Source organism: Arthrobacter sp. CAL618 (genome assembly GCF_000468215.1).
Lineage (GTDB): Bacteria > Actinomycetota > Actinomycetes > Actinomycetales > Micrococcaceae > Arthrobacter_D.
The window spans coordinates 1-11,986 of the sequence record NZ_ASZW01000072.1; the positions used below are offsets into that span (position 1 = coordinate 1).

Below are 11,986 nucleotides of genomic sequence, written 5' to 3' on the forward strand. Positions count from 1 at the left end.
GGCTTGTTGATCTTCGGTGGGCTGATCTTGCGTGACGTCAGAACTTCGTCCACCAGGCCGTACGCCTTGGCGTCGGCGGCGGTGAGGATCTTGTCGCGTTCGATATCGATGTTGACCTGCTCGGCGCTCTTGCCACTGTGCAGGGCCAGCGTGTCCTCCAGCCAGGTGCGCATCCGCATCACTTCGTTGGCCTGGATCTCCAGGTCCGACGCCTGACCACCCTGGCCGCCGCCAAGGGCCGGCTGGTGGATCAGGACACGGGCGTTGGGAAGTGCAAGCCGCTTGCCGGGGGCCCCTGCCGCGAGCAGCACGGCTGCAGCGCTGGCTGCCTGGCCGAGGCAGACGGTCTGGATTTCAGGGCGGATGAACTGCATGGTGTCGTAAATTGCGGTCATGGCCGTGAACGATCCACCCGGCGAGTTGATGTAGAGCGTGATGTCGCGCTCTGGATCGGTCGACTCAAGCACCAGCAGCTGGGCCATCACGTCGTCGGCCGATGCATCGTCAACCTGCACGCCAAGGAAGATGATGCGGTCCTCGAAGAGCTTGGTGTACGGGTCCTGGCGCTTGAACCCGTAGGGGGTGCGCTCTTCAAACTGGGGAAGAACGTAGCGGCTGGACGGCATCTGCGGTGCGGCGCCGCCTGCTGCGGCTCCAAAATTGTGGTTCATGGTCTCTCCTGGGTGATCTCTGCTGTGGTGGGTGGGGCGCAGGCGCAGCGACTTAGTCGCGCTGCGTTCCGCCGCCGCCGGATACCGTGTTGGCGTGCGCAGCGATCTTGTCGAAGAAGCCGTATTCCAGGCCCTCCTGCGCAGTGAACCACTTGTCGCGGTCGTTGTCCTTGAGGATTTTCTCGACCGTCTGCCCGGTCTGCTCTGCCGTGAGTTCAGCCATCACGCGCTTCATGTGCAGGATCAGCTCGGCCTGGATCCGGATGTCCGACGCCGTTCCACCGATGCCGCCGGAGGGCTGGTGCATCAGTACCCGGGCGTGAGGGGTCGCATAGCGCTTGCCCTTGGTGCCCGACGAGAGGAGGAACTGTCCCATCGACGCCGCAAGCCCGGTGGCGACGGTGACCACGTCGTTCGGGATGAACTGCATCGTGTCGTAAATAGCCATTCCCGCGGTGACCGACCCGCCGGGCGAGTTGATGTACAGGAAGATGTCTTTGTCCGGGTCTTCAGCTGACAGGAGCAGCAGCTGGGAGCAGATGGCGTTGGCGTTGTCATCCCTGACCTCTGAGCCGAGCCAGATGATGCGCTCTTTCAGGAGCCGGTTATAGATGTAGTCATCCCGGCCAGCGGGGTCTACGGTCGCCATGGTCGGGGTGGTGGGTTCGATTGCCATTGAAAGTTAGCCTCTCACTCTGGTTGGTCTACCGGGTGCCGGTAGCCGACCGTTTGTCTCTCATTGGACAGTAACTTGTTTGGGGGTCCGTTTGATCCCGCTGCGGAGGCTGTTCGCTGACGGCGCACCAGAGCGGGGGCTGCGGAACTTAACGGCCGAGGGCCGTCCTCCCGGGTGGGAAGACGGCCCTCATTCGTCAATGGTGGGGCTATGCCTTGCTGGACTCTTCGTCAGCTGCAGCCTCGGCCTTGGCTGGCTTTTTCGGAGCCGCCTTCTTCGCAGCAGGCTTCTTCTCCGCAGCTGGCTTCTTTTCAGCGGCTGGCTTCTTCTCCGCAGCGGGCTTCTTCTCAGCGGCAGGCTTCTTGGCTGCAGGAGCCTTCTTGGCTGCTGGGGCCTTCTTGGCCGGCTTCTTCTCAGCGGGCGCCTCGGATGAGTCGTCAGCTTCATCGCCAGGGCGAACGAAGTCGCTCAGGTCAACAACGGATCCGGAGCTGTCCGTGACGACTGCCAGTTCAAGGACCTTCGCCAGTGCCTTACGACGACGGACCTCTCCGACAATCATCGGAACCTGACCGCTCTGATCCAGCATCTGAGCGAACTGGTTCGGCTCCATGCCGTACTGGCCGGCGGTCGACACGATGTAATCGATCAGCTCCGGCTGGCTGACACCGATTTCTTCCTTCTCGGCGATCGCGTCGAGGATCATTTCGTTCCGGAACGCCTGCTCGGTGTTCTCGCGAATCTCGGTGCGGTGCTCTTCGGTGTCGTGACCCTCGGCGTTGGCATGGGCGTTTTCACCGGTGAAGTGCTGTTCCAGCTGATCCTCGATGAAGGCTGCCGGGACGGGGACCTCGATGAGCTCGATGAGCTTCTCAAGAACCAGGTCACGAGCTTCAACGCCCTGCTCGGTGACCTTCTCTTCGGCTGCGCGCTTGGTGAGGTCGGCGCGCAGTTCAGCGATGGTGTCGAATTCGCTGGCAAGCTGGGCGAAGTCGTCGTTGGCTTCGGGGAGTTCGCGCTCCTTGACGGCGCTGACCTCAACCTTGACCTGCGCCTTGTTGCCGGCGTTCTCGCCGTTGGCCAGCGTGGTCTCGAAGATGGCATCCTCGTCGGCGCTGAGTCCGGTGACGGCTTCGTCCATGCCCTCAAGCATGGTGCCGGAACCGATCTGGTAGGAAACGTCCTGCGCGGCGTCAACCTGCTCGCCGTCGACCGTTGCTACCAGGTTTACGGTGAGGAAGTCACCGTCGGCGGCGGGACGATCAACCGCGGTGAGGGTACCGAACCGGCCGCGCAGCTCGTCAAGAGCCTTGTCGACGTCGGCGTCGGATGCCTCTGCTGCTTCGACGGTCACTTCGAGACCCGAGTACTCGGGAAGGGTGATCTCCGGGCGGACATCCAGCTCGACGGTGAACAGGAGCTGTCCATCCTTGGCGGCGGGATCCGGCACTTCGGTGATCTCAACCTCTGGGCGGGTCAGGGGACGGATTCCCGTTTCCTGAACGGCGCTCTGGTAAAAGTCATTCAAACCATCGTTGATTGCGGTTTCGATGACGTAACCGCGACCTACCCGCTGGTCAATCAGCTGGTTGGGGACGCGTCCCTTGCGGAAACCCGGAACCTGGACCTGGGCGGAGATGGTCTTGTAAGCCGCATCGATGTTTGGCTTGAGCTCCTCAAAAGGAACTTCAACATTGAGCTTCACTCGCGTGGGAGTGAGGTTTTCGACAGCGCTCTTCACGGCGTAGTACTCCTGAATGATTGAAGATGAATGACCACACGGCGCCCGTGGAATTACCGGAACGGCATCCGCGGCGATAATGCAGAGTCGGGGTGACAGGAGTTGAACCTGCGACTTCCTGCTCCCAAAGCAGGCGCTCTACCAAGCTGAGCTACACCCCGTAAGTGCAGCCATTAGTCTACGTAACTTTTGCTCCAGTTGCACATTTGGCTAAACGGCCTTGCCTGTGGTGTAGTTATAGGCGTTCCGACGGCCTGAGCCGCTAAAGCAGTTAGTAGCTTGCTCGGGTTTTTGGGGATGTAGCTTAGTGGTAAAGCCTCAGTCTTCCAAACTGATGATGCGGGTTCGATTCCCGTCATCCCCTCCAGAATGTGGGTAGATTTCCTCAACCCAGTCCAATAAAAAAGCACCCCGCCAACCTGGCGCCGGGTGCTTTTTTCGTTTGACTACCGGGCTGCTAGGGCGCCTGGCAGCCGGGACACCAGAACAATTTCCGCGCCGCCATCTCGGCAACTGCCACCGGCGTTCCGCAGCGGCGGCAGGGCAGACCGGCCCGCCCATAGACGTAATGCGCGTCCTCGCGTTTGACCCGGGACGACGACGAGGACCGATCGGCCGGCGACGTCGTAATAATCCGGCCAGCACGCACTCCGTCCCCCATGATCGCGGCGATGTCCTCCCACAGGACTGTGGCTTCCTCAACGCTGACCGACTTGCCGGGGCGCCACGGGTCCAGCTTTTGCCTGAACAGTGCCTCAGCCCGATAGATGTTGCCTACGCCCGCGATCACCGCCTGATTCATCAGGAGCAGGCCCACCGGGCTGGCGCTCTTGCGCAGACCGGACGCGAACCGGGCGACGTCGTCGGGCGCATCCAGAGCGGCGCTACCGAGCGGATCGGGGCCAAGGCGGGCGACGACGGCGTCGCGCTCCGGTTCGGTAATAACCTCACAGGCTGTCGGGCCGCGCAAATCGGCCCAGCCATAGTCGCTCACGAGGCGCAGACGAACGGCACCCACGGGAGCCGGCGGCCCGGCGTAGGTGGTGTCGGGGGTACCGGCGACCTCCCGCTCCCCCACCTTGCGCGGCGCACCGATGCTGGACGCGCCCATGAACGACTTGTCGCCGCCGAAGCTCCAGGCACCGTAAAGCCCCAGGTGCACGCGTAGGAAAAGTGTGGGGGTAGGACTTTCGTCGAGTCCGTCGGCGAACTCGACGAAGAGTTGCTTTCCATGCGCGGCGGCTCGCACCAACACGCGTCCGTCCAGGCCCGCCGCGCCAGCAGCAAACCGACCCTGTGGGCTGGAGGCCGCGACCTGCTGCCCGCCGAACACTGAGGACAGCTGGGACGCCAGCCGGTGAATTGAATGGCCTTCGGGCATGGGACTACAGGTTGACGCTGCCGGTGGTCTCGTAGGCGGCGAGCTGCCCGATCCGCCGCACGTGGCGTTCGGCGTCGCTGAACGGCTCGGCGAGGAACGCGTCAATGATGAGTGTTGCTTCCTCGACCGTGTGCTGCCGTCCGCCGACTGCCACCACGTTGGCGTCATTGTGCTGACGGGCCAGCTTTGCGGTGTCCAGGCTCCAGGCCAGCGCAGCGCGGACTCCCCGCACCTTATTGGCAGCCATTTGTTCGCCGTTGCCGGATCCACCAAGCACAATGCCCAGCGCTTCGCGCCCTGCCTGCTGGTCAATGACGACGGCCTGCGCTGCGTTGATGCAGAACCCGGGGTAGTCATCCTCGGCGTCATAGACCTGTGGTCCGTGGTCGATGACCTCGTACCCGGTTCCGCGCAGGTGCTCGATCAGGTGGGCACTGAGCTCCATGCCGGCGTGGTCAGTGGCGATATGAACGCGCATGAAAGATCCGTTTCGATGAGATGGGTGTGTGCTGTCAAGGGTACTTGGTTGCCGGGTGTGCAGGTTGGTCGACGCTGATGAAAGAATGGCTGTGCTGCGTAAGCTGCATCACACCCGACGCCCGCCACCCGCAGGGCTTCCCATCATTTTTTTCGAAAGGCTCCACTTTGCCAGGCATGAATCTGACGCGCGAAGAGGCCCGAGCTCGCGCTGACATTTTGACCGTCACCTCCTACGACATCAACCTTGACCTCACCCGTGGCGACACAGTCTTCGGGTCGCGGACTGTCGTGAAGTTCGAGGCCACCCAGGGTGCTTCAACGTTCATTGACGCCGTCACCAAGGACGTGTCACGGGTGACCCTGAACGGCGTCGAGCTCGACCCGTCCGAGGTCTCTGATGGAATCCGCATCCAGCTGCCCCAGCTCGCGGCAGCCAATGAGCTGGTGATTGACGCTGACATGTTTTACATGAACACCGGCGAGGGTCTGCACCGCTTCGTCGACCCGGTCGACAACGAGGTATACCTCTACACCCAGTTCGAGGTTCCGGACTCCCGGCGTGTGTTCCCCGTCTTTGAGCAGCCCGATCTCAAGGCCACCTTCAGCTTCACCGTGACGGCGCCGTCGCACTGGGATGTCATCTCCAACTCCCCCACGCCCGTCCCTGTCGACGCCGGCTCGGCCGGCGACGGCGTCGCGACGTCCACCTGGTCCTTCGAGCCCACCGGTGTGCTGTCGTCCTACGTCACTGCCCTGATCGCCGGACCGTACCAGTCGGTGCGCAGCGAGCTCACCAGTTCGGACGGCCGTGTCATTCCCCTGGGTGTCTTTGCCCGGAAATCTCTGATGCAGCACCTCGACGCCGAGAACGTGTTCGCGTTGACCCGGCAGGGGTTCGCCTTCTTCGAAGAGCAGTTCGGAACCCCGTACCCGTTCGCCAAGTACGACCAGCTCTTTGTCCCCGAGTTCAATGCGGGTGCCATGGAGAACGCCGGCGCCGTGACTTTCGTGGAAAGCTACGTTTTCAGGTCCCGGGTCACCGACGCCACCGTTGAGCGCCGGGCCATCACCATCCTGCATGAACTCGCGCACATGTGGTTCGGCGACCTGGTGACCATGCGGTGGTGGAACGACCTTTGGCTCAATGAATCCTTCGCCGAGTTCATGTCCACCCTCGCCGCCGCCGAAGCCACCGAGTTCAAGCAGTCATGGACCACGTTCGCCTCGCTGGAGAAAGCCTGGGCCTACCGTCAGGACCAGCTCCCCTCCACCCACCCGATCGTCGCCGACATCAACGACCTCGAAGATGTGCAGGTGAACTTCGACGGCATCACCTATGCCAAGGGCGCCTCGGTGCTCAAGCAGCTGGTGGCCTGGGTGGGCCAGGACAAGTTCATGGAAGGCGTCAGGGAGTACTTCGGCAAGCACTCCTGGAAGAACACCGAACTGGTGGACCTGCTGTCCGAGTTGGAGAAAGCCAGCGGCCGTGACTTGAAGGAATGGTCGGCCCTGTGGCTGGAAACGGCTGGCGTCAACACCCTGCGGCCTGAACTCGAGGTCGACGACGACGGCGTGATCACCAGCTTTGCGGTCCTCCAGTCGGCTGTTGCCGACTACCCCACGATCCGCCCGCACCGACTGGCGATTGGCTGCTATTCCCTGGATGATGCCGGAAAGCTGCAGCGTATTGACCGGGTGGAACTCGACGTCGACGGCGAACGCACCGACGTGCCTGAACTGGTTGGCCGGGCCCGCCCCGACCTGGTGCTGCTCAACGACGATGATCTGGCCTACGCGAAAATCCGGCTCGACGAGGTGTCGTTGCGCACAGCAACGCGACACCTCAAGGACTTCAACGACTCGCTCCCCCGCACCCTGGTCTGGGCTTCAGCCTGGGACGCAGCCCGCGACGGTGAGACACCGGCCCGCAACTACGTGGAGCTGATCCTGCAGAACATCGGCGCCGAATCCGATTCGTCGGTGGTGCTGGTCCTGCTCCGTCAGCTCGCCACGACGCTCGCGTTCTATGTGAACCCCGTCGACCGGTCAGCGATGACTATCNCCGCCGACAGCCTCTGGGAACTCGCCCAGCGGGCCGACGCCGGATCGGATTCACAGTTGCAGTTCATCAAGGCGTTCGCCGGACACGCGCAGACCGGACCCCATCTGGACACCATTGAAGCGATCTTCACCGGCTCCGAGGTGCCCGCGGGGTTGGAGATTGACGCCGACCTACGCTGGGAGTTGGTGACCTCACTCGTGGCTGGTGGCAGGTTCGCGCAGCCGGACATCGACGCCGAGCTCGAGCGCGATGCCACCGCCACCGGTCAGCTGGCAGCCGCCCAGGCGAAGGCGGCCATCCCCACGCCGGAGGCGAAGGCCGAAGCGTGGCACAGCATCATTGAGCGGTCGGACATGCCCAACGCGGCCCAGCGGTCAGCGATTGCCGGGTTCATGCGCGTTCACGACCCAGCAGTCCTTGCTCCCTTCGTGGACAAGTACTTTGCTGCTGCCCCTGACGTCTGGGGCAGCAGGACTCACGAGATCGCTCAGCAAATCATCGTGGGGCTGTATCCATCGCGGTTAACCACCCAGGAGACGCTGGACAAATCTGCAGCCTTCCTGGCCGCGCTCGATGCCGAAAGCACCTCGTTGCGACGCCTGATCCTTGAGAGCCAGGACGGGATTGTGCGGGCTCTGAAAGCGCAGGCCGTCGACCGGTAAATCAGGCGGTTTGGGGTGTAGTTTTTAACCCATGAACCTCTCCGAGCACCACTATCGGATAGCTGTCAGATGGACCGGGAATCGTGGCGAAGGCACCCGGTCCTACCGAGGCTACGGCCGGGACCACGAGGTGTCGGCTGTGGGTCCGCCGTTGCTGCTCGGCACGGCGGACCCCACCTTCCACGGGGACAAGGACAGGTGGAATCCTGAACAGTTGCTGCTCGCGGCACTGTCCCAATGCCACATGCTGTCCTATCTCCATATGGCGGTGAAAAACGGGGTGGTAGTGACCGCCTACGAGGATCCCGCCGTCGGCACCATGAGATTGAATGGCAACGGCAGCGGCGAGTTCATCAGTGTCACCCTGAAGCCTCGGGTGACCATCACCGATCCCCTGCTGAAATACACCGCGCAGGCCATCCACCGTGACGCCGCCGCGTCCTGCTTTATCGCGCGGTCGGTTAACTTTCCGGTCAATCACGAACCGGTGGTAGTGGTGGTGGAAGAGGCCCCACAGGACGCCTAGGAAGCGTCGTCGGTCCGGCGCGGATGGAGCCGTTCCTCCGCCCCGGGATCAGACCCGATTTCCACTCGGTGCTTCGGGTGGCCCTCTCGGCCTGCGCCAATCCAGCGCCGCCCGGCGGGCCCGACGTCGTCCCCCGCGGCGCCCATGCCCAAATTGAGTGTTTGGCCGGCAATCCGCCGGAAGAAAAATTCGCTGCCGCCGGGGATCAGGATGCATCTCGGCTCGGCCTACGGCGCTAGCCTAGGACCAGACACCCTTTCCGCCGCTGGCGGGAAGAACCCTGCGCTTGTGAAGGAAACGGTCACGCCCCCATGCAGTCGCCCACCCAGATTGGTTTAGGAGACCAGCTCCTCCACGCCGCCATCATCCTGGTGGCTGGGCTGGTGTTATGGCTGGTGGTCCGCTTCATCATCAACCGGATGGTGCGGCGGGTGCGCAGCGGTTCCGACCTGTTCAAGAAACCGCATTTCAAATGGGCGCAGCCCGTCCTTCGTACCCTCGACCACAAACGGCGGGTGCAACGAACCGAGACCATCGGGGCACTGCTGCGCAGCGTTTCGGGCCTCACCATCGCGATCATTGCCATCATGATGGCCCTGCAGGCGCTCGGCGTGGATATTGGTCCCATTCTCGCGAGCGTCGGAATCGTGGGTATCGCCATTGGCTTTGGTGCCCGCGAAATCATCAGGGATGCGTTCCTCGGGTTTTTCATCACCCTCGAGGATCAGTACGGAATCGGCGACACCATCGAGGTCGGCGACACCGTCGGAGTGGTGCAGTCGGTAGGTCTGCGGATTACGCGTCTGATCGATGACAACGGAGCCATCTGGTACCTCCGCAACGGGGACATCATGAAAGTGGGCAACCGTTCACAGGGCGACTACGTGGCGCCAGTAGCTGCCGATGCCGCACCCGTTGCCCCGGTACCCGGCGCCGAACCTACAGGAGAGAAATCATGACAAACCCCGGAAATGCCGAAGGCATCCCCATCCCGTCCCGATTCGGGGAGCCGCTCGCCAGGCTCACACCGGTGGGTCCGCGATTCGACCAGCCAGCCTATACCGACAACTTCTACGAAGCAGTCGGAGGGCATCCGGTCTTCGTGAAACTGGTCGATATCTTCTACGCCGGCATCGCCGATGACGAGTTGCTGCGCCCGATGTACCCCGAGGAGGATCTCGGACCGGCCAAGGAACGCCTGCTGATGTTCCTTGAACAGTACTGGGGCGGTCCCAAGACGTACGGGGAGCAGCGTGGGCATCCGCGACTCCGGATGCGGCACATGCCGTTTGCCGTGTCACCCCAGGCCCGGGATCACTGGTTGACGCACATGCGCGCTGCCGTCGACGCCCTGGACCTCGCACCTCTCCATGAGGCGACGCTGTGGGATTACCTTGAGCGGGCTGCCCATTCGATGGTCAACTCAGCGGACGACCGCTAGGACCCGTTCATATCAAGGTGGGGATCCGCGACAGCACATGGCCTCGCGAGGTGCTGATCCGGGTCCACCGCCCGTTGGTCAGGACCAGTGGACGCTCTTCCCCGGCGAGGAAACCCAGGGCGAAGGCCCCGAAGGCTGCACCCGCTGGCACCTCGACTGCCAGATCTTCGATGCTGCGACCCCAGATCGCTCCCCTGGCACTGTTGACGATCAGAGCACCCGGATTGTTCGGGACGGTCTCCGCGACTTCGCGGATCCCGTTTCTGGCTGCAGTCTCGACAAGCTCGGCGCTCAGGTCGCCGCGCGGCTCCCACCCGGAGCGTGGGGGCAGCACCCCGGTCCAGCTCTCGGTGACCGTGGTCGGGGGAACCTGCAGGACGACGTCGTCGTCGGCCATCCGGGCGAGCCGGTCCGACACCGAGACCAAAGCAACAGTGGTGTCCACGTTCGCCGGGGCTGCCAGCGGCATGGTCCGCAAACCAAGAACGGTGGGGATCGCCTCGCCGAGGATGCGCGGCCGGAGAATGCAGATGTAGGCGGCGAGGACAGTTCCCGTCGCCTGCAGCCGGACGGCGCCGTCTTCGGCTGCCCTGGCCCGGGCGATGAACGTCCGCAGGTCGGCGACCACCAGTGGGTCGGTGAAGATCAGCTCGGTTGATTCCGACGGTGACACCACCGGTCAGCCGTCCTGTCGGCGCCGGAAGGCCACCGGGTCGCCGAGCCAGCGCTCCAGGGCGGCGCGCTGGGCTTCGTTGAGTCTCGCGGGCCTGCCGGTGGTCCGGTTGACGAGGATCATGGTGGAAGCCGCCAGAGCGTAACTGAGGGAGCCGTCCGGCTCCGCGATCTGGTAGCCCAGATCAAAGCTTGAGCCGCCGATGCCGGTCACCCAGATGCTGATCTCCAGCGGGCTGGGACGGTAGTTCAGCGGCGCCGAGTATTCGATCTCGTGCCGTGCAACGAGCGTGAAGTGATCCGGGCCGATCAGGTCAAGCAGGGTATCGGACGGTTCGGCGCCGCCCTGGCCCGGGTCCGAGAGGGGCAGATGAATGAACTGGACGCGCGCGTCCTCAAGGTACTGCAGGAACCGCACGTTATTGACGTGTCCGTAGGAGTCTTCGTCACCGAAGCGTAGCTGAATAGGGAAGCGCTGGATCCGGGGCATGCTCCCATCCTCTCAAACGTAACCCGGCCCGGCTAAACGCTTCACCACTGGTGTTGAGGGGCGGACGCGTGTGCAACTAAGGTCAGAGGTACTTTCGACGTCGTTCCCGCGACGGATCTACCCCACGCATCACCGCACTACAAGGAGAATTTACCTATGGCTGTCGAGTCCACTGTCGATCCAACCCAAACGCTGGTCGACCTGCTTGATCTGAGCAGCGCGGATGGAGCGCAGACCGACGAGGAGATCTTCGTGGGTACCTCGGTGCAACAGGCAGGGCGGCGGATTTTCGGTGGTCAGGTGTTGGCTCAGGCACTGATCGCGGCGATTCGCACCGTCGAGCCGACCCGGGAAGTCCACTCCATGCACGCCTACTTTTTGAGGGCGGGAGATGCGCTTGAACCGATCACCTTCGGGGTGCAGCGTCTGCGTGATGGCCGGTCCTTCTCGGCCCGGCGGGCGCACGCGTACCAGAATGGGGTCCCCATCCTGTCGATGATCGCCTCCTTCCAGCAGCCCGACGACGGTCTGTCCCATCAGGAGCGGATGCCTGAGGGAGTACCCGATCCTGAGTCGCTCCCCAGCACCGCCGACCTGCTCGGCGACATGGACCACCCGTTGGCACGCGCATGGTCATTTGACCGGCCGTTCGACATTCGGCATGTGGATGGTGCGCTCTATGTACAGCACGACAGCGACCGGGTGGCACGCAATGCGGTCTGGATGAAAACCTTTGCTCCGATGCCGGCAGATCAGGGGCTGCACCGGGCTGCCCTTGCCTACGCCAGCGACTACACGCTGCTCGAATCAATCCTCCGCCAGCACGGCCTGAGCTGGATCACCCCCGGCATGAGTGTCGCCAGCCTGGATCACGCCATGTGGTGGCACCGTCCGGTGAAGGTGGATGAGTGGTTGCTTTATGTTCAGCAGTCCCCCAGCGCTTCGGGGGCACGCGGCCTCTCGACCGGGCAGATCTTCAACCGTGCCGGCGAGCTGGTGGCAACCGTTGCCCAGGAGGGCATGGTCCGCGTTCCCTGATGCCCCCACCTGGATCGAGTCAACACAAATAACCGGAAAATCGCCGCAAACGCGTCCTTGGTGTTGACTCGATGAAACAAAGGAGCGCCCCGACCGTTAGTGGCCGGGGCGCTCCTTTTTTCAACGAGTCAGCTGTTAGTCGCGGG

14 protein-coding genes and 2 tRNA genes (1 of these 16 cut by a window edge) are annotated in these 11,986 nt (G+C 63.2%); 7 read left to right on the plus strand and 9 right to left on the minus strand.

The window, feature by feature from the left end:
- From K728_RS0104285 to K728_RS0104300, 4 genes are all read right to left on the minus strand, one after another.
- On the minus strand, positions 1-671 hold a 671-nt coding region (locus K728_RS0104285; protein ID WP_024475964.1), incomplete at its 3' end, for an ATP-dependent Clp protease proteolytic subunit.
- A gap of 52 nt (positions 672-723) precedes the next feature.
- Positions 724-1,320 carry an ATP-dependent Clp protease proteolytic subunit gene (locus K728_RS0104290; protein ID WP_024475965.1) on the minus strand — a complete coding sequence of 199 codons (597 nt, stop codon included), beginning with the start codon at positions 1,318-1,320 and terminating at the stop codon, positions 724-726.
- Between the two features lie 235 nt (positions 1,321-1,555).
- On the minus strand, positions 1,556-3,088 hold the full coding sequence (tig, locus tag K728_RS0104295; RefSeq protein WP_024475966.1) for a trigger factor: 1,533 nt from the start codon (positions 3,086-3,088) through the stop codon (positions 1,556-1,558).
- An 87-nt stretch (positions 3,089-3,175) separates the two neighbouring features.
- A tRNA-Pro gene (locus K728_RS0104300) sits at positions 3,176-3,249 on the minus strand.
- A 132-nt stretch (positions 3,250-3,381) separates the two neighbouring features.
- On the opposite strand from K728_RS0104300, the gene K728_RS0104305 reads away from it, so the two are divergent.
- Positions 3,382-3,455: transfer RNA gene (locus K728_RS0104305), tRNA-Gly, on the plus strand.
- 90 nt (positions 3,456-3,545) lie between these two features.
- Here K728_RS0104305 and K728_RS0104310 read toward each other — a convergent pair.
- Both K728_RS0104310 and K728_RS0104315 read right to left on the minus strand, forming a co-directional pair.
- Positions 3,546-4,469, minus strand: a complete 924-nt coding sequence (locus K728_RS0104310) for an Fpg/Nei family DNA glycosylase (RefSeq protein ID WP_024475967.1) — start codon at positions 4,467-4,469, stop codon at positions 3,546-3,548.
- A 4-nt stretch (positions 4,470-4,473) separates the two neighbouring features.
- Positions 4,474-4,947: a ribose-5-phosphate isomerase gene (locus K728_RS0104315; protein WP_019482866.1), complete on the minus strand. Its 474-nt coding sequence runs from the start codon at positions 4,945-4,947 to the stop codon at positions 4,474-4,476.
- A gap of 176 nt (positions 4,948-5,123) precedes the next feature.
- On the opposite strand from K728_RS0104315, the gene pepN reads away from it, so the two are divergent.
- From pepN to K728_RS0104340, 5 genes are all read left to right on the plus strand, one after another.
- Complete coding sequence (pepN, locus tag K728_RS0104320) at positions 5,124-7,673, plus strand: aminopeptidase N (protein WP_024475968.1); 2,550 nt, start codon at positions 5,124-5,126, stop codon at positions 7,671-7,673.
- 31 nt (positions 7,674-7,704) lie between these two features.
- Entirely contained in the window at positions 7,705-8,199 is a 495-nt protein-coding gene (locus K728_RS0104325; protein ID WP_019482868.1) for an OsmC family protein, read from the plus strand.
- 23 nt (positions 8,200-8,222) lie between these two features.
- On the plus strand, positions 8,223-8,438 hold the full coding sequence (locus tag K728_RS23045; RefSeq protein ID WP_024475969.1) for a hypothetical protein: 216 nt from the start codon (positions 8,223-8,225) through the stop codon (positions 8,436-8,438).
- A gap of 72 nt (positions 8,439-8,510) precedes the next feature.
- The gene (locus tag K728_RS0104335) at positions 8,511-9,158 is read left to right on the plus strand and encodes a mechanosensitive ion channel family protein (protein ID WP_024475970.1); all 648 of its coding nucleotides are present in this window, start codon (positions 8,511-8,513) and stop codon (positions 9,156-9,158) included.
- Positions 9,155-9,640: a globin gene (locus K728_RS0104340; protein ID WP_019482870.1), complete on the plus strand. Its 486-nt coding sequence runs from the start codon at positions 9,155-9,157 to the stop codon at positions 9,638-9,640. The genes K728_RS0104335 and K728_RS0104340 overlap by 4 nt, the downstream gene beginning before the upstream one ends.
- Before the next feature lie 7 nt (positions 9,641-9,647).
- On the opposite strand, the gene K728_RS0104345 is transcribed toward K728_RS0104340, so the two are convergent.
- Together K728_RS0104345 and K728_RS0104350 are read right to left on the minus strand one after the other, a co-directional pair.
- Entirely contained in the window at positions 9,648-10,313 is a 666-nt protein-coding gene (locus K728_RS0104345; RefSeq protein WP_024475971.1) for a hypothetical protein, read from the minus strand.
- A 6-nt stretch (positions 10,314-10,319) separates the two neighbouring features.
- On the minus strand, positions 10,320-10,802 hold the full coding sequence (locus K728_RS0104350; protein ID WP_024475972.1) for an acyl-CoA thioesterase: 483 nt from the start codon (positions 10,800-10,802) through the stop codon (positions 10,320-10,322).
- A gap of 156 nt (positions 10,803-10,958) precedes the next feature.
- Here K728_RS0104350 and K728_RS0104355 point away from each other — a divergent pair, with 156 nt between their 5' ends.
- A complete protein-coding gene (locus tag K728_RS0104355; protein WP_019482873.1) occupies positions 10,959-11,840 on the plus strand; it encodes an acyl-CoA thioesterase in 882 nt (293 codons plus the stop codon).
- Between the two features lie 128 nt (positions 11,841-11,968).
- Here the strand turns inward: K728_RS0104355 and ettA are convergent, their stop codons facing one another.
- A protein-coding gene (gene ettA, locus K728_RS0104360; RefSeq protein WP_024475973.1) for an energy-dependent translational throttle protein EttA crosses the window boundary here: on the minus strand, positions 11,969-11,986 show its final stretch. The gene runs 1,635 nt beyond the window's last position; the window shows 18 of its 1,653 coding nt (coding positions 1,636-1,653); the start codon falls outside the window, past its right edge — the gene reads right to left on this strand; its stop codon occupies positions 11,969-11,971.

Coding starts and splice junctions, on each gene's coding strand:
- K728_RS0104290 (WP_024475965.1), bottom strand. CDS start 1,320: ATGGCGACCGTAGACCCCGCTGGCCGGGATGACTACATCTATAACCGG.
- K728_RS0104310 (WP_024475967.1), bottom strand. CDS start 4,469: ATGCCCGAAGGCCATTCAATTCACCGGCTGGCGTCCCAGCTGTCCTCA.
- K728_RS0104315 (WP_019482866.1), bottom strand. CDS start 4,947: ATGCGCGTTCATATCGCCACTGACCACGCCGGCATGGAGCTCAGTGCC.
- K728_RS0104325 (WP_019482868.1), top strand. CDS start 7,705: ATGAACCTCTCCGAGCACCACTATCGGATAGCTGTCAGATGGACCGGG.
- K728_RS23045 (WP_024475969.1), top strand. CDS start 8,223: ATGGAGCCGTTCCTCCGCCCCGGGATCAGACCCGATTTCCACTCGGTG.
- K728_RS0104335 (WP_024475970.1), top strand. CDS start 8,511: ATGCAGTCGCCCACCCAGATTGGTTTAGGAGACCAGCTCCTCCACGCC.
- K728_RS0104340 (WP_019482870.1), top strand. CDS start 9,155: ATGACAAACCCCGGAAATGCCGAAGGCATCCCCATCCCGTCCCGATTC.
- K728_RS0104350 (WP_024475972.1), bottom strand. CDS start 10,802: ATGCCCCGGATCCAGCGCTTCCCTATTCAGCTACGCTTCGGTGACGAA.
- K728_RS0104355 (WP_019482873.1), top strand. CDS start 10,959: ATGGCTGTCGAGTCCACTGTCGATCCAACCCAAACGCTGGTCGACCTG.